The organism is Acinetobacter sp. SwsAc6, from assembly GCF_013391565.1.
GTDB classification, from domain to species: Bacteria; Pseudomonadota; Gammaproteobacteria; order Pseudomonadales; family Moraxellaceae; genus Acinetobacter; species Acinetobacter cumulans.
Genome location: NZ_JACAXE010000046.1, coordinates 1 through 15,995, shown reverse-complemented (window position 1 = coordinate 15,995; position 15,995 = coordinate 1). Strand labels below are relative to the sequence as shown.

The following is a 15,995-nucleotide window of genomic DNA, read 5'->3' as shown; positions in this document are numbered from 1 at the left end:
TTTAAGTTCTTGGCAAATTCTTTGGCTAATGCCAGCATTGCTTCATCTTTCATGGTAAACACCTGTGTTGCCCCTAACAGCGTTGAGGGATAGTCTAAGCGTTTACACAGTTTTATTTACAGTCTCTAATTTTAATTTCAGAGGGGATTAACCACGACCATTACGGCTACGACTACCACGTGGCGCTTTGGTATTTGGACGTGTTGTACCATTGGTACGACGTTTTGGCTTTTCGCTCTCCTCCATTTGCCAAATACGTTTAGTACCTGACTTTTTCACAGAACCATCTTTGTTCTTACGTACCATTGGTTTACCACCCGTACCGCCTGGCTTTTTCACGTATGAACGTGAGCGATAAGGTTCTTCCTTTGGTACATTTTGAAAGTCTTTATACAATAAAGGCTCGATATCTTTGGTTTCGCCTGGTTGTAAAGCCATTTGAACTAAGTCAATAGAACCAATTTTAGTACGAATTAAACGTAAAGTTGGGAAACCAACAGCAGCCGTCATACGACGAACTTGGCGGTTACGGCCTTCACAAATTGAAATTTCAACCCAAGAGGTTGGTACATTTGCGCGGTAACGTACAGGAGGATCACGTTCCCATAACCATTCAGGCTCTTCAACTTTACTTGCTTTAGCAGGTAAAGTCATACCGTCTTTTAATTCAACACCTTGGCGAAGTTTTTCTAAAGCTTCTTCAGTTACATCACCATCGACTTGTACCAAATAAGTTTTAAACTTTTTGTTTTCAGGGTTGGTGATGTATTGGTTTAAACCACCATGGTCTGTTAAAAATACTAAGCCTTCAGAGTCCATATCCAAACGACCCGCCAAACGAAGTGTTGGGTCATCTACGAAGTCTGACATCGTCATGTGAGCTTCGTCTTTGCGGAATTGGGAGAGCACGTCATAAGGCTTGTTAAGAATGACGATTTTCATAAAAAATAACTTCTGTAATTACATGAATTAGAAATTGGTGAGGATTTATTGAAAAAAGAAACATAGAGGTTTCTTGTATAAATCTCAAATAAAGTGAATTTGCATACGAGTATTATGCGTGAAGACGGATTAAAAGTAATGTATAACCGCAAATATTTTTTAAAAATGCATTTTTTTGGATGTGATGTGTTTCGTTTAGGCCAAAAAAAACCGCACAGAATGCGGTTTTTTTTAAAGAGCGAATTAACGCATTTTTGCCAAGAAGCGACTTAAGCGCGTTAATGCTTCACGCAGTTCATTTTCGGCAGGGAGGAATACCACACGGAAATGATCCGGTGTTGGCCAGTTAAAGCCAGTCCCTTGTACCAATAAAACTTTCTCTACTTTTAAGAAGTCCAGCATGAACTTCTCATCATCCTGAATTGGATAAATTTCTGGGTCTAATTTCGGGAAGCAGTACATTGCACCTTCAGGTTTCACGCATGAAACACCAGGAATATCATTCAACATTTCCCAAGCAATGTTGCGCTGTTCGTATAAACGGCCACCTGGACGGATCAAATCGTTAATAGACTGATAGCCACCTAATGCGGTTTGAATCGCATATTGTGCTTGATGGTTAGCACAGAGGCGCATAGATGCCAGCATGTCTAAACCTTCAATATAGTCTAGCGCACGCGATTTATCACCTGTAATTGCCATCCAGCCTGAGCGATAACCTGCAATACGGTATGATTTGGATAAACCATTAAATGAGATACACAGTTGATCACCTGCTAAAGCAGCTACAGAAACGTGTTCAATGCCGTCATAAACGATTTTGTCGTAAATTTCATCAGCAAATAAAATGAGATCGTATTTTTTAGCAAGATCTACAATTTGTTGAAGCACGTGGCGTGGATATACAGCACCAGTCGGGTTGTTCGGGTTAATAATCACAATACCACGGGTGTTTGGTGTGATTTTGCTTTCCATATCTGCAATATCTGGATACCAGAAGTTTTCTTCATCACATTTATAGTGAATCGCTGTACCGCCAGATAAGTTAACTGCTGCAGTCCAAAGTGGGTAATCAGGCATTGGCACGAGCATTTCGTCGCCATCATCCAGCAAGCCTTGCATAGCCATAACAATCAGTTCAGATACACCATTACCTACGTACACGTCATTTACGTGCATGTTAAGGATGCCTTTTTGCTGGTAATACTGGCAAATTGCTTTACGTGCAGGAAAAATACCTTTTGAGTCGGTATAGCCGATCGCATTAGGTAAGTTTAATGCAACGTCATTAATAATTTCTTGTGGCGCTTCAAAGCCAAATGGTGCAGGGTTACCAATATTTAGTTTAATAATTTTATGGCCAGCTTCTTCCATTTCATTGGCCGCTCGTAACACTGGTCCGCGAATGTCGTAGCATACATGCTCAAGCTTAGACGATTTCTTAATTTCGCGTGGGGTGTTGATAGTGTTCGGCATTTTTATAGTCTCGGAAGGAGTGGAGGTCACTTTTGCATAACGGTATAAATAGCTTTTAAATGTCTCTGTTGTTACTAAGTCAAGATGGTGTTCATCTTTGAGTAAAGCAACAATTTTTTCATGCGTAAACCCAGCCTGCTGATATTGTTTAATCACGGGCAGCAGATTTTTAAAAATTACGCTCTTTTTTTGCGACATTTTTTAATCCTGAGCAAGAGTAGAGCTAAGCCTAACACTTATTTTGCTCACAAAAAAGCATTTAATTTTTTAATTTGCTTACTTGTTAATTTAAAATGCTTACTTTTTGCTTTTATGGTCATTATATCGATTTTGTAAATTGTTGAATAAAGACTAGAAATTTAACATTGAATGACGTAAATATAGGATTATCCTATTTTAAATAGCACGATATAAAGGGACGTCATCATGGGAAAACTCAATAAAACAGAACGAGAATGGCAAAGAGAGTTGTCGCCAGAAGAGTTTCGCATTACACGTCAAAAGGGGACGGAGCCAGCGTTTACAGGTAAATATTGGAATACCAAGCAAGAAGGCACCTATGTATGCCGTTGTTGTGGTGAACCATTATTTACATCGGAGTCTAAATTTGATAGCGGTTGTGGCTGGCCAAGCTTTACACGTCCTGTTAATGGTGTGGTTATTGAAGAGCATTTGGATACGACGCACGGTATGGTCAGAACTGAAATAGTTTGTCATCATTGTGACGCACATTTAGGGCATGTTTTTCCTGATGGCCCAGAGCCGACAGGATTGCGTTATTGCGTGAATTCGGCTTCCTTAGACCTAAAAACACAAGAAAAAAATGACGAGGAAACTTATCCATGACCAACATATATCAGTTTGAAGCTGAATTATTAGATGGGAAAAACAAATCTTTTGCCGATTATGAAGGCAAAGTGCTTTTGATTGTGAATACAGCCAGTAAATGTGGCTTTACACCACAATTTTCTGGGCTAGAAAAGCTCTATCAAGAATATAAAGATCAGGGCTTGCTAGTATTGGGTTTTCCATGTAACCAATTTGGTAGCCAAGATCCTGGTTCTAATGAGCAAATTGGTAGCTTTTGTGAAAAAAACTACGGCGTTTCATTTCCAATGTTTGCCAAAGTGAATGTAAAAGGTGCAGAAGCGCATGTCATTTTCCGTTATTTAACCAATAATTCTAAAGGTATTTTAGGAAGTGGTATTAAATGGAATTTTACAAAGTTTTTAATTGGTAAAGATGGCAAAGTCATCAATCGCTATGCGCCAACGACCAAGCCAGAAGACTTACAAGCAGATATTGAAAAAGCGCTTGCCAGTTAAAAAGCTTGATCTGCTTAAAAAGAAAATAGTCATGCATATTGTGCAAAATAAAAAAGTAGCCAATGGGTTACTTTTTATTTGCATTTAGATTGAACTAACATACACAGCTTTGGCTGAGCATCAATTCAAAAAAGAAATCAAAATTTTGAGCATAAGATGGCTTATTTTTATACTGAGGGATGCAGTATAAGCAGTATAAAAAGACACGCTTTTGATAAAAAATAATGGATTTAATCTGTGGAAAATAATAAATGTATGACCCTAAATTAATTGAAAAACTAGAACGTGAGTTACGACAAAATCCAAAAGCCTATCAAACTAAAGTGATGTTACTGGCACTTTTAGGTAATTTTTATATCGTGTTTGGGGTTTTCATTCTTTTAGTTCTTTTAATCCTTGCCTGTTTATCCATTTTAGTTTTGAAAGCTTTTGCAATTAAACTGATTGCGATTGCTGGGGTATTTTTATTTGTTGTGGTGCGTTCACTTTGGGTTACGGTGGATGCACCGACTGGAATTGAAATCTCGGAAAAAGATGCACCTGAGCTTTTTAAAATTATTGAGCGTTTAAGTGGGCAGTTGAACGCAGTCAAATTTAATCATGTATTAATTACCGATGATTTTAATGCTGCTGTGGTACAACGGCCACGTTTAGGAATCTTTGGCTGGTATGAAAACTATTTAATTATAGGTTTGCCTTTGATGCAGTCCTTAAAGGTTGAACAGTTAACTGCTGTTTTAGCACATGAATTTGGTCATTTATCCAAAAACCATGCGCGGACAGCCAATTGGATTTACAGACAACGTATCCGCTGGGCACAATTATTTACTGAAATTGAGCAAAAGGTGAGTCATGTCGATATTATTTTTCGACCATTTTTAAAGCGGTTTGTTCCTTATTTTGTGGCATATTCATTTCCGATTGCACGGGCGAATGAATATGAGGCCGATAAAATATCAGTGAACTTAACTTCTGCAGAAGTCGTAGCGGAAACACTGAGCACGGTGAATGTTATTGGGTTTTATTTGTCGGAAAATTATTGGCCTAAAATTTTTAAGCAAGCTGAGACGTCATCTCGACCAAATGTTTTGCCTTATACGGGTTATGTACAACGTTTCTCTGATGAGGTTTCTAGTGAAGATACGCACGTTTGGTTAAATCATTCTTTAAATGTGCATACCAATTTTGAGGATACACATCCATCATTATCAGATCGTTTAAAGTCGATTGGTCAAGTTGCTCGGGTGAATTATCCTGTACAAGGTCAAACTTCAGATTATTTATTGGGACAAAAACGACTGGAAATAGCCACTGAGTTTGATCAAACATGGCAAAAATCGGTGCAGTATGATTGGCAAAAGCATCATCAGGTATTTCAAGAGCAAAAAGACTATTTGGCACAGTTATCTGAAAAGCCGACGGACAGTTTAACCTTTGAAGAGCGTATAAATTATATCGAATTAACCGAATATGTTGCTTATCAGCCTGAACGTGCTTTTGAACTGAAGGCACAGTTATATCAATATTTTCCAGAGCATGAGCATGCGATTTATCTGTATGCCAAAGAATTGATTATACGAAAAGACGTACAAGGCATAACTTTACTGCAACAGGCCATGAATAAGAATGCATTTTTTACGATTCCAAGTTGTGAATTATTGATTCAATACTATGAAGATGTAGAGGATCATGCACAAGCGACACATTTTAGACAGATGCTAGAGCAACGTGTTGAAATTGAAATGAAGGCAGCGCAAGAGCGTGAGACGATTTCGTCAAATGACAAGTTCATGTCGCATGGTTTGGCACAAGATGAGTTGAATCAGCTACTCAGCAAATTAGAAAAATTTAGTTCAATTCAAAAAATGTGGCTGGTAAGAAAGCGGACTAAGTATTTAAATGAACAGCCTTGCTTTGTTTTTGCGTTTAGCTTAAAGGACGGTATGTTTGATAAAGTAGATGCTGAACTGGTACTTCAAACCATCAATGTGCTCAAATCTACAATTACTTTTCCAGGTGAAACTTTTTTAGTGTGTAGTGATTTGTCAGAAATGAAGGTACTGTCTAAAAAAATAATAAAAACGCCTAATTCAGCAATTTTGCAAAGATAGCAGGGTTCATTTATATTGAGTGAGTGGCTTAGTGCGTGTTTAACAAGGTGGTGGTATGCGTGGCTAAGCATTGAAAACTGATAATAAATTAAATCCATAAGAGGGTTATTGTGGTTCAACATTATAAATTTCACTTTGTATGGATTTCTTTTAGCGCTATTTTTTCTGGGTCTGCTTTTGCGGATACTCAAACTGATGAACTATTAAAAATGCTGACCACACCTGTTGCTGAGTATAAGGTTGATACTCAACCTTATGTGATTGATCCTAAAATTGCCAAACGACAATATGAAGTGACGTGGCGGGTACAGCCATCCTTTCGGGTGAATGCGGAGGATTATCAGAGCTATCGCCAGCCCATTAAGGTGGAAATGATTGTGGAGGCGGGATCAGGCCAGATTTTACAATCTAAAACCATCCGATCCTCAGGTTCTGTGCGTGTAGATCAGAGAGTGCATGATGCTTTGCAACAAGCCAAATTACAGCCTTTACCGATGGTGGAAAGAACACTGCGCTATAGTCTAGTCCATGAATTTAATATTGCACCACCGCTTTAGCAGAAAATCAGAATCTGAAATGCCATGTTTTAGTCATATTTGAGATGTTTATTACTGGTGTTGACGGCAATAAAAAAGCCCCAAAGTTGGGGCTTTTTTATGCTTAATTGATACTTACAAGATCGCTTTTAAGCGTTGTATGACTTGCTCACATTGTGCAATATCAGCAACCAGCGCCATACGTACATGGTTTTCACCTGGGTTACCTTGCGCCGTATCACGTGATAAATAACGACCAGGAAGCACTTTAATATGTGCTTTTTCCATCAGCATTTTGGCAAAAGCTTCATCATTGTCGACTTTTAACCAGTAATAGAAGCCAGCATCTGGCTTTTGTAGTGGAAGTAAATGACCAAGCTCATTTTGGAATAATTCAAATTTTGCACGGTACAAACGACGGTTTTCTTCTACGTGTGTTTCATCATCCCAGGCTGCAATTGAAGCCAGTTGATGTTGTACAGGCATTGCAGCGCCGTGATAAGTACGATATTGCAAATAAGGTTTAAGTAACGCCGCATCACCAGCCACAAAACCTGAGCGCATGCCTGGAAGGTTAGAACGCTTAGAGAGAGAATGGAATACGACACAGTTTTTATAGTCGTCACGGCCCATTTCAGCACAAACTTCAAGTAAGCCTACAGGTGCTTCATCAAACCAAAGCTCTGAATAGCATTCATCAGAAGCAATCACAAAACCATATTGATCAGACAGTGCAATGAGCTTTTTAAATTGTTCTTTAGACAGTACTGCGCCAGTTGGATTGCCCGGCGTGCAGACGAATAACAATGCTGTTTTTTCCCAGACTTCCGCAGGCACAGCATCGAAATTACCTAAATAGTTATTTTCTTCTGTGCAGTTAATGAAATATGGTTGTGCACCAGCGAGTAAGGTTGCACCTTCATAAATTTGGTAAAACGGATTTGGCATCACTACATAAGGTGCTTCTTCACGGTTTACGAGCGCTTGTACAAAAGAAAAAATTGCTTCACGTGTACCTGATACTGGAAGTACATGATTTTCAGCACTAATAGTATTTAACTTGAAGCGACGTGCTAGCCAGTTAGCAATACTGGTGCGTAACTCAGGCAAGCCTTTACTGTTTGGATAGGTTGAAAGATGATTAAAGTTGTCAATAATGGCTTGTTTCACAAACTCTGGTGCAGGGTGCTTTGGTTCACCAATAGATAGTGGAATTAAAGGCAGTGCTGCTGGTTGAATATCCGCGAAAAGTTTATTCAATTTTTCAAATGGATATGGATGTAATAATGACAAACTAGAGTTCATGAAACCTTTACCAGTTAAATTAAGTTAATGATGACTACATACTTGGTTCGAAGCTTCATCGAGCGCTGCTTTGAGCTGCGCTGCAAATGTTTCTGCTTCGTTCGCATTCATGGGGATGCCATCTTTTTTAGTCACAAAGAAAATATCTTCTGCGCGTTCGCCTAAAGTCGCAATTCGTGCAGAATGAATATCTAGTCCTTGCATCATAAATAAACCACCAACTTTAGCAAGTAAGCCGGGGTGGTCAAGTGTCGCAATTTCCACCATGTTTTGTTGTAAGGCTTCATTAAGGGTGACTGCAACTGTATTTTCAATATCAAAATGGCGTAATTGACGAGGAATACGACGTTGCATGAGGCCAGGATAAACATCTGCTTGGCTGAGTGCTTTAATTAAGGCATCAATGACCGTATGTTCACGATCTGGGTCCGTGAGTAAGGTGCCAAAGCGATCGAGGACTACATACGTATCTAAGCTAAATGACTTCAGTGCCGTAATAATTCGCGCATCTTGGACGTCTAAATTCATACGGTCAAGCACTGCAACCGTTGTTGCAAATAGGTTCGGTTGGTCTTGAGTGTAAATAAAGATCTGTACGGCATCTTGCGCGAATTTACGATGTGCGCGCATGAGCACTAAAGGTTCGGGATTGCTACCATGTTTTAAAATGGCACGGGTATGCCATGCAATTTCATTGGCAGATTCTTTGACAAAATATTCATCGCCTAATTCTTGCCATACTTTTTCAACATCATCGAGTGAGAATTCTTCAACCAATAATTCGCTGGCAGCAAACTTGGTGTCTTCAATCAGCATTTGATAGTCGACTGGTCGACCAATGCCCGAACGAATTACATCACGTGCTTGAGTGTAGAGCTGACGCATGAGCGAAGCGCGCCATGTATTCCAAAGCGTTGGGTTGGTTGCATTGATGTCTGCAACGGTTAAAGCATAAAGATAATCGAGATGCTCCATATCACCCATTGTTTCGGCAAAGGTTTTTACTACATCTGGATCAGAAATATCTTTTTTCTGTGCAGTAACAGACATTTGCAGGTGGTTTTTGACCAACCATGCAACCAAGTTTGCTTCACGCTCAGTAAAGCCATGTGCTAGACAGAATGCAATAGCATCCGATGCTCCAAGTTCACTATGGTCACCACCACGGCCTTTGGCAATGTCATGGAAAATTGCTGCTAAATACACAATGTCACGACGCGCAAGGCGTTGGAATACAGAGCTTACGACAGGGAAGTCTTTTGCAAATTCAGGTTCTTTAAAGCGGTTTAAATTACGAATAAGCAGTAGGGTGTGAGCATCAACTGTATAGATATGGAAGAGATCATATTGCATCAGGCCCATAATTTGGCCAAAAGCAGGGATGTAATTGCCCAAAACACCATAGCGTTTCATAGCTACAAGTGTGTCATATAAGCGATACGGTGAGCGGATAATCTCCATAAATAGCGCTTGATGCGCAGGATTATCTCGAAAAGACTGATCAATCCGTTTTGCGGCTAAGGTTAATAGACGTAATGTGCGTGCACGAATACCTTCAATTTCAGGGCGGTTAGCAAGTAAATAGAAAATTTCTAAAATTGCACTTGGATTCTCTGAAAAAATCTTGTGATGTTGAACTGCCAGTTTGCCATCGACTAATTTAAAATTCTCATTGATTTCTTCAATTTGTCGTTCATAACTTGGCAAGCGCGGTGTAATGACAGATTCATTAAAGTACGCCAATAGCATTTCATTCAGCGTAGAGACCTGTTGTGCACTACGGTAGTAGCGCTTCATGAATTGTTCGATTGGGTAGTTAGGCGATTTGTCTTCTTCACGGTGATAGCCAAATTTGGCTGCGATTTCACGTTGATAGTCAAACAACAGACGGTTTTCGTCACGCTTGGTTAAGCGGTGTAGGTGGTGGCGAATTTCCCAAAGAAAGCTTTCAGCTTCTTCGAGTACACCCAGTTCAAATTCTGAAATAAAGCCCAAATGGACTAAGTCGTAAATACGGTTGACACGAAAATGACGTTTTGCAATCCAACCAATTTGGTTGATATCGCGAATACCGCCCGGAGCATTTTTAATATCAGGTTCTAAGTTACTTTCGGTATTGTTGTGTTGTGCATAGCGTTTGGTTTGTTCCTGCATTTTCGCATCAAAGAAGGTTTTATCCGTCCATGTTTGCGACACAATGCGACGTGGCCATTTTGCAAGATGTTCGTTGCCTGTAATTAAACGAGCTTCAATTAAAGCCGTGGCAACAGTTAAATCGCTTGCTGCTTGCGTTACACAGTCCGCAATCGTGCGTACACTAATACCGGGCTTAAAGTTGCCGACATCCCAGAGTGAAGAAATAAACGTTGAAATTTGGGCTTCTAATTCTTTTGGAATGTCATCCTCAGACAGAATCATAATATCCACGTCTGAGTAAGGGAGCATTTCGCGTCGGCCGTAACCACCAACGGCAAAAAGACCTAACTGGCTATGTTCTAATTCAGCGTGTTGCCATAAGAATTTAAGCGCTTCGTCAATCAGATCGGAGCGAGTAACAATAATTTCACGAATCGACAGCCCTTGTTCAAAACGCTCTTGTAGCTGATTTTCAACATCTGTACGCCATTGGTTAATGGCCTTAATGTCGTGGCTATTTTGAGCATAATCCAGCAATGGAAGAGTATCGATCATGAACAAGGGTCCGTTTAAATGTGTATGACTAACTTAATTTTGATGAACACTAATGAGTTGTGCAGTTTGGGTCGCGAGTTCACGTGCTTGGTCAGTCGTTTCAGCACGCGCAGTGGCTACACCCATGCGACGACGCTTAAAGCCTTCTGGTTTACCAAATAAGCGCAAATCGGTATTCGGGTTTGCCAAAGCAAGATTTAAGCCAGAAAATGACAAATTAGTATCATCAACACCCGCATAAATAACAGCGCTGGCTGCTGTGCTATGTCGTGCGGTATTTACAGGTAGTCCTAAAATGGCACGTGCATGTAACTCAAATTCACTTTGGAACTGAGATGCCAATGTAACAAGGCCAGTGTCATGCGGGCGAGGAGATACTTCACTAAACCATACTTTATCGCCTTTGACAAACAGTTCCACGCCAAAGATGCCACAACCACCTAATGCGACAGTGACTTTGTGTGCAATACGTTTGGCTTCTTCGAGTGCGACAGCTGTCATGATTTGTGGTTGCCAACTTTCGACGTAATCGCCTGAGTCTTGGCGGTGTCCAATTGGGTCGCAGTATGATGTTTCAATTTCACCTGTTTCGGGATGTTTTGAGCGTACAGTCAGTAAAGTGATTTCAAAGTCAAAATCAATTTGTGATTCAACAATGACTGTACCTTGATTTACGCGACCACCAGTTTGAGCGTATTCCCAAGCGGCATCAACTTCTTCAAAACTTTTAACGCGCGACTGTCCTTTACCTGATGACGACATGACTGGCTTAACAAAATTTGGATAGCCGATGTCATCACAGGCTGCACGGAAAGACTCAAGTGTATTTGCAAATCGATAAGCAGAAGTAGGTAAACCAAGCTCTTCTGCAGCAAGGCGACGGATACCTTCGCGGTTCATGGTGAGGTTAACGGCTTTTGCCGAAGGAATAATATGTGTGCCTGTTTGTTCTAATTCAACTAAAACTTGTGTTGCAATGGCTTCAATTTCTGGAATAACTAAGTTTGGTTTTACGCTTTCTATTAATTGTTTTAATTCGGTAGGGTCTGCCATGTTGAGCGTATGTGAATAGTGTGCAACTTGCATCGCAGGGGCATGGTCGTAACGATCAGCAGCATGGACTTCCACGCCAAGTCGTTGCAGTGAAATCACCACTTCTTTACCTAATTCGCCTGAGCCTAAAAGTAAAACTTTAAACGCTGAAGATTGAAGTGGAGTACCAATAGTCACGCTCATGTAAATCATCCATGCTTGATTTTATGGGCTTTTAGCATAGCAGAACTTATTGGGTAGATAAGTATTGGTTCACATAAATAAATGATATTGTCCAACAATTTTATTTATAAGATAGTTGGTGTAGCAAGTGAAAAAACTTTTATAGATTCAATAATTAAAAATATATAAGCGCATTGGCTGACTAAAATACGTATTCGTATGAATGCGGTATTGATCAGTTACAATAGTTAAAGTTGGGCCGATGTAAAACAAGAACCTAAATTAATAATCGCTGTAAAAAAAGCGCATGCTAATCTGCATGCGCCCTCGTGTAAGCCTGTGTGAATACTAAAAATGAAATGGCACGTAGGTGTAGACCAAACCATAGGTTAAGGCTGCAGTTAAAGTCGCAGGAACAATTTGCTTAAATTTGAAATAAAGCCCAGCAAGTACAATAAATCCTGCCAGCATCGCAACGCTTTTGTCTGGGGTTTCAAGTAATGGAGGCAATGTTGCGACCACGAGCATGGAGCTAATGGCTGAAATCCCAATCGCACCTAAGGCAATTTTGAGCCAAAGTGAGCCTCGCTTTTGCGAATCCTTTTGGAATTTCTGGATAAAATAAAATGGTCCAAAGCGAGATGCAAAGTTAGCAATACCAACCACAATGCCGACCACAATAATTTCTAAGTTCATATTAGGCCTCTTTGTGTTCTGGGTCTGGTTTTTTTAAGACATAATGCTTAAACAAACCTGCCAATATGCCTGAAGATATACCAATGAAAATAGCTGCTGATAAATCAATCATATAACATGCAACAGCAGATACAACAACGGTTACAGCAACCACGAAAGTATGTTTGCGTTCAAAAGCAGCCAACAAGAAACTAAGAAAAAGCGCAGGTAATAAGAAATCGAGGGCCGCTTGTAAAAATTGCGGTAGGTTGCTGACCTGATCTGCAAATAAGCCACCTAAAAAAGAACCGAGTGCCCAAGACATCCAACTAAATAAACTGAGGCCAAGCATCCAAGACTCAGACCATTCTTGGCGACGCTGAGACAATTTGATCATGCCAGAGGCAAAAACTTCGTCTGTAAGACCCCATGCCCAGACGGCTGTTTTCTTTAGATTCAGGCGGTCTTGAATGAGGTTTTGTAGGGCTGGGCCATAAAGTAAATGTCGAATATCAAGTGCTATGACGGTAAGTGCAGTCATCCAAATCGAGGTGCCACTTCCAAGTAAGGCAACAACTAAAAATTGACTAGCACCTGCATACATAGAGCATGAAAGAAACAATGCTTCCCAAGCACTAAAGCCAAATTGAGTAGCAGATACACCAAATGCAAAAGAAACAGGAAGATAAGTAAAGATAATGGCTTGGCTATCTTTGGCACCTTGCCAAAAACCAGCTACTTTTATAGGAGGAGTTTTGTGCTCAGACACGACACACCTTAGCGGGAGGTTAAACAAAGGGTCAAAACGACGTTGAGTATTGTACCTGAATTTACTAGCATAGTGCCGAAATGTTTGGATAAGTGAATTCGCTATGTTTAGCTTCAAGTCAGTTGTTTTTAAAACAACTATTTTGCTGTGCAGCGTATGGATGTTGCAAGCATGTGGCAATAGTTCAGATCAGGCTGAAGAAAAAGTGGTGATTAAGCCTGCACCAAAACTGACGAATGATGCAACGGTATATGCCAATGAGGCATGGAAACTGATTAATCAAGTGGATCACTTGGTTTATGAAAAGAAAATTGCAGAGCTTGATGGGCAAGTACGTAAGCCTGCGCGGAAATTGAGTACGGACTGGCGCATTAATGTCAAAATGACTGATTCTGTGACAGAAGGCAAATATGCCTTATGCCGGAAAGCACTCACAAGTTTAGATATTTGGGCGCGCGAAGTGCTTGAAAGTTCGAGTGATGTAGCACAAAAGCAAGCTGACTATGAACGCGATAAAAAGCAGTGTCAGGGTGCAATTGATAATCCTAATTTAGGCAATACAGATCCAAAGAAAATTGGAGTCTAAGCTTGATTGAGCCTCAGAATACAATGGTTAAAAAGCCGTAAATTTATTTTTACGGCTTTTTTTTGTAGTGTTTTTTACATATTTGAGTATTTTTAAAACTTAAAAAAGATTAGATAAAGTATTGAATTGAGTGGCTTATAGGTTGGTGTAATTTAAAAAATAGGAATAATAAACTCTATATGGCTGAATTAAATGATCTTTTTTATAGTTGGACTTATTTTTAAAAAGTGTATTGTTAATTTTATTTAGATGTATTTTCGATGAGTGATATTTTTAATTTATAAGTTAATAAAAATAATAAATTATCACAATTTGATAAATTATGTGAAAATAACTCTGAAATTTAAATTTATTTGTATGAAAAATTAAATATAGAATTGGTGATTAAGATGAAAAAAGCATTAATTTGTGTGGTTTCTGTTCTTATGTTGAGTATGGCAACCAATGTCAGTGCTAACAGCAATACTGAACAATCAAATGAAGTTGCAAACTGTCAAAATGGCTTTGATAGCGTAGATGTGTGCAAGCTTTTATCTTAAGTTTGTATGAGATTAGCGCACTTAAATTGATCAAAAAACAATAAGTATGTCAGTAATGGTGCGGGTAATTGCACCAAAATATTCCAGTTGATCTGTTCGGTATTAAAAATGATATAAAACGCTACGATCTACAGCAACACACAATGAATTGCGCTATTCAGGTTCATGAATCGTTAGTGTATGTGCAATCCTATGAAGCAATGCTAAATCTAAAATTTCAATTTTACGAAAAGCCACTTTGAGTACGCCTAGTTTTTCAAGCTCTTGAAGGGCTTGATTAATGGTTTGTCTAGAACAGATCAGCATTTGTGCAAGTTGCTCTTGAGAGAGGTGAATAGATCGTTGCTCAATCGTAATATGATTGCCATAGCCATTTAAAATAAACAGTAGACGCTGTGCTAAACGTTGGCGGATATTTTGAGTTTGAATTGAAATCAGTTCTAAAAATGCAAAACGAAGTTTTTGGCTGGTGAGCTGTGCGATATGAAACCAAAACTGTGGTTGTTCATTGAGTAAATGTTGAATACTGCGGCTTGGCCAATGTAATACTGTAGTTTTTTGCAAGGCAATTGCATCATGCGAGCGGGGCAGTTGATCGACTAATGATATTTCACCAAACCACATAATGGGTTCAGCAATGGCTGCTATGGCTTCTTTACCTTGAATATCAATATAGCCTAAGCGTATAGCGCCGTTTAAAACAGCATACATGCCATTAAAGGCGTCACCAGATAAAAAGATATTTTGGTCTTTATTAAACTCAAGTAATTGACTATGTGTCGCAATATATTGCTGATGCTCTGGACTGAGCTGTGCATACCAATAGTTATTGCTGAGTTGTGTCTGGTACTGTTGATCTAACATTCTGGTAAAAATCCATTTATTTTTATCAGTTGTCGGCTATACGACAACTTGGCTTGTACTCTTTTTATATAGTGAAATCATTACTCGTACAAGGATGCTGGCGATGACTAAACTTGAAACCTTACTGAGCCAATATGCGGCTTATCATTTAGATCATAAAAATATACTGACGCATTTTGTGGGTATTCCTTTGATTGTATTTTCAATTATTTGTTTAACAGCACGTGCAGGCGTCATGATTTCTGGTCTAGAAATTACGTTGGCATTGGTCATTATGGCATTAAGCATTTTGTACTATCTGAGCTTAGACCGTATTTTCGGTTTCATTATGTTGCTCGTGTTTGCCCTGATGTATCCATTGGCACATAGCATTGCACAGTGGGGTTGGGTTGCTTGGTTGAGTGCAAGTATTGGAATATTTGTTGTGGGCTGGGTATTTCAATTTGTGGGTCATTTTTATGAAAAGAAAAAACCCGCTTTTATGGATGATGTCATTGGCTTAGCCATTGGACCATTATTTGTACTGGCTGAAATGGTGTTTATGCTCGGTTTTAGAAAAGACATGGAACATAGAATGCTACAAGAGGCACATCAGCAACGTGCATTGATGGATGCGAAGGTTGCGCATTCGGTGAGTGCGTCATAAAGTAAAATATATAACAATTACATGTTAAAAAGGCTGATTTGAGATCAGCCTTTTTGGTGTTTGTAATTTAAGTTTATTTACGACTTTGCCACTTTGGCGTTGTGTTGTGCGGTATGAGCATCTTGTGTTGCTTTTTCTGCGCTAGCTTTGGCCTTTTGGGCACTTACATTGGCTTTTTGAGCCTCGGTTTTTGAACCGTACCGGGTTTGTCGGAGACATTTTTATTTAAGTTAGGCCACGTGACCTAACGGGTTAATCTTATCATAGTACATTGCTTCAAACTCAAAAGGCGATACATAACCCAATGCGCTGTGT

Annotated in this window: 15 protein-coding genes; 7 read left to right on the top strand and 8 right to left on the bottom strand. The window is 39.4% G+C overall.

Translation table 11 applies throughout. The features are described 5' to 3' along the window. Positions 1 to 147: 147 nt before the first annotated feature. Positions 148 to 942 carry an rRNA large subunit pseudouridine synthase E gene (locus HYG93_RS18340; protein WP_178962751.1) on the bottom strand — a complete coding sequence of 265 codons (795 nt, stop codon included), beginning with the start codon at positions 940 to 942 and terminating at the stop codon, positions 148 to 150. Positions 943 to 1,185: 243 nt separating this feature from the next. Beyond that, complete coding sequence (locus HYG93_RS18335; RefSeq protein ID WP_178962750.1) at positions 1,186 to 2,616, bottom strand: pyridoxal phosphate-dependent aminotransferase; 1,431 nt, start codon at positions 2,614 to 2,616, stop codon at positions 1,186 to 1,188. Between the two features lie 228 nt (positions 2,617 to 2,844). Between HYG93_RS18335 and msrB the strand changes: the two genes are divergently transcribed. The 4 genes from msrB (at position 2,845) to HYG93_RS18315 (ending at position 6,411) form a co-directional block, all read left to right on the top strand. Continuing rightward, on the top strand, positions 2,845 to 3,264 hold the full coding sequence (gene msrB, locus HYG93_RS18330) for a peptide-methionine (R)-S-oxide reductase MsrB (protein WP_106986368.1): 420 nt from the start codon (positions 2,845 to 2,847) through the stop codon (positions 3,262 to 3,264). Then, on the top strand, positions 3,261 to 3,743 hold the full coding sequence (locus tag HYG93_RS18325) for a glutathione peroxidase (protein WP_106986369.1): 483 nt from the start codon (positions 3,261 to 3,263) through the stop codon (positions 3,741 to 3,743). The genes msrB and HYG93_RS18325 overlap by 4 nt, the downstream gene beginning before the upstream one ends. Before the next feature lie 251 nt (positions 3,744 to 3,994). Further along, complete coding sequence (locus tag HYG93_RS18320) at positions 3,995 to 5,854, top strand: M48 family metallopeptidase (RefSeq protein WP_178962749.1); 1,860 nt, start codon at positions 3,995 to 3,997, stop codon at positions 5,852 to 5,854. 110 nt (positions 5,855 to 5,964) lie between these two features. Further along, on the top strand, positions 5,965 to 6,411 hold the full coding sequence (locus tag HYG93_RS18315; RefSeq protein WP_178962748.1) for a TonB C-terminal domain-containing protein: 447 nt from the start codon (positions 5,965 to 5,967) through the stop codon (positions 6,409 to 6,411). A 114-nt stretch (positions 6,412 to 6,525) separates the two neighbouring features. Here the strand turns inward: HYG93_RS18315 and dapC are convergent, their stop codons facing one another. The 5 genes from dapC to HYG93_RS18290 all read right to left on the bottom strand — a co-directional run bounded on the left by dapC (position 6,526) and on the right by HYG93_RS18290 (position 13,045). Further along, a complete protein-coding gene (gene dapC, locus HYG93_RS18310) occupies positions 6,526 to 7,695 on the bottom strand; it encodes a succinyldiaminopimelate transaminase (protein ID WP_121594707.1) in 1,170 nt (389 codons plus the stop codon). A 24-nt stretch (positions 7,696 to 7,719) separates the two neighbouring features. Next, the gene (gene glnD / locus HYG93_RS18305) at positions 7,720 to 10,386 is read right to left on the bottom strand and encodes a [protein-PII] uridylyltransferase (protein WP_121533219.1); all 2,667 of its coding nucleotides are present in this window, start codon (positions 10,384 to 10,386) and stop codon (positions 7,720 to 7,722) included. A 33-nt stretch (positions 10,387 to 10,419) separates the two neighbouring features. After that, entirely contained in the window at positions 10,420 to 11,631 is a 1,212-nt protein-coding gene (gene purT / locus HYG93_RS18300; protein WP_171356361.1) for a formate-dependent phosphoribosylglycinamide formyltransferase, read from the bottom strand. 318 nt (positions 11,632 to 11,949) lie between these two features. Beyond that, positions 11,950 to 12,297: an L-valine transporter subunit YgaH gene (gene ygaH / locus HYG93_RS18295; RefSeq protein ID WP_106986375.1), complete on the bottom strand. Its 348-nt coding sequence runs from the start codon at positions 12,295 to 12,297 to the stop codon at positions 11,950 to 11,952. Between the two features lies 1 nt (position 12,298). After that, positions 12,299 to 13,045: an AzlC family ABC transporter permease gene (locus tag HYG93_RS18290; RefSeq protein ID WP_106986376.1), complete on the bottom strand. Its 747-nt coding sequence runs from the start codon at positions 13,043 to 13,045 to the stop codon at positions 12,299 to 12,301. A gap of 103 nt (positions 13,046 to 13,148) precedes the next feature. On the opposite strand from HYG93_RS18290, the gene HYG93_RS18285 reads away from it, so the two are divergent. Next, entirely contained in the window at positions 13,149 to 13,631 is a 483-nt protein-coding gene (locus tag HYG93_RS18285; RefSeq protein WP_106986377.1) for a hypothetical protein, read from the top strand. A 389-nt stretch (positions 13,632 to 14,020) separates the two neighbouring features. Further along, the gene (locus HYG93_RS18280; RefSeq protein WP_165382507.1) at positions 14,021 to 14,170 is read left to right on the top strand and encodes a hypothetical protein; all 150 of its coding nucleotides are present in this window, start codon (positions 14,021 to 14,023) and stop codon (positions 14,168 to 14,170) included. A 153-nt stretch (positions 14,171 to 14,323) separates the two neighbouring features. Here HYG93_RS18280 and HYG93_RS18275 read toward each other — a convergent pair whose 3' ends face one another. Further along, positions 14,324 to 15,034, bottom strand: a complete 711-nt coding sequence (locus tag HYG93_RS18275) for a Crp/Fnr family transcriptional regulator (RefSeq protein WP_106986378.1) — start codon at positions 15,032 to 15,034, stop codon at positions 14,324 to 14,326. A gap of 103 nt (positions 15,035 to 15,137) precedes the next feature. Here HYG93_RS18275 and HYG93_RS18270 point away from each other — a divergent pair, with 103 nt between their 5' ends. Continuing rightward, on the top strand, positions 15,138 to 15,680 hold the full coding sequence (locus HYG93_RS18270; RefSeq protein ID WP_106986379.1) for a DUF962 domain-containing protein: 543 nt from the start codon (positions 15,138 to 15,140) through the stop codon (positions 15,678 to 15,680). Positions 15,681 to 15,995 lie beyond the last annotated feature (315 nt).

What these genes read in the sequence shown, in the direction of transcription:
- HYG93_RS18270 (WP_106986379.1), top strand. Translation starts at nt 15,138, where the DNA reads ATGACTAAACTTGAAACCTTACTGAGCCAATATGCGGCTTATCATTTA.
- glnD (WP_121533219.1), bottom strand. Translation starts at nt 10,386, where the DNA reads ATGATCGATACTCTTCCATTGCTGGATTATGCTCAAAATAGCCACGAC.
- HYG93_RS18275 (WP_106986378.1), bottom strand. Translation starts at nt 15,034, where the DNA reads ATGTTAGATCAACAGTACCAGACACAACTCAGCAATAACTATTGGTAT.
- HYG93_RS18285 (WP_106986377.1), top strand. Translation starts at nt 13,149, where the DNA reads ATGTTTAGCTTCAAGTCAGTTGTTTTTAAAACAACTATTTTGCTGTGC.
- msrB (WP_106986368.1), top strand. Translation starts at nt 2,845, where the DNA reads ATGGGAAAACTCAATAAAACAGAACGAGAATGGCAAAGAGAGTTGTCG.
- purT (WP_171356361.1), bottom strand. Translation starts at nt 11,631, where the DNA reads ATGATTTACATGAGCGTGACTATTGGTACTCCACTTCAATCTTCAGCG.
- ygaH (WP_106986375.1), bottom strand. Translation starts at nt 12,297, where the DNA reads ATGAACTTAGAAATTATTGTGGTCGGCATTGTGGTTGGTATTGCTAAC.
- HYG93_RS18280 (WP_165382507.1), top strand. Translation starts at nt 14,021, where the DNA reads ATGAAAAAAGCATTAATTTGTGTGGTTTCTGTTCTTATGTTGAGTATG.
- HYG93_RS18320 (WP_178962749.1), top strand. Translation starts at nt 3,995, where the DNA reads ATGTATGACCCTAAATTAATTGAAAAACTAGAACGTGAGTTACGACAA.
- HYG93_RS18325 (WP_106986369.1), top strand. Translation starts at nt 3,261, where the DNA reads ATGACCAACATATATCAGTTTGAAGCTGAATTATTAGATGGGAAAAAC.
- HYG93_RS18335 (WP_178962750.1), bottom strand. Translation starts at nt 2,616, where the DNA reads ATGTCGCAAAAAAAGAGCGTAATTTTTAAAAATCTGCTGCCCGTGATT.
- dapC (WP_121594707.1), bottom strand. Translation starts at nt 7,695, where the DNA reads ATGAACTCTAGTTTGTCATTATTACATCCATATCCATTTGAAAAATTG.
- HYG93_RS18340 (WP_178962751.1), bottom strand. Translation starts at nt 942, where the DNA reads ATGAAAATCGTCATTCTTAACAAGCCTTATGACGTGCTCTCCCAATTC.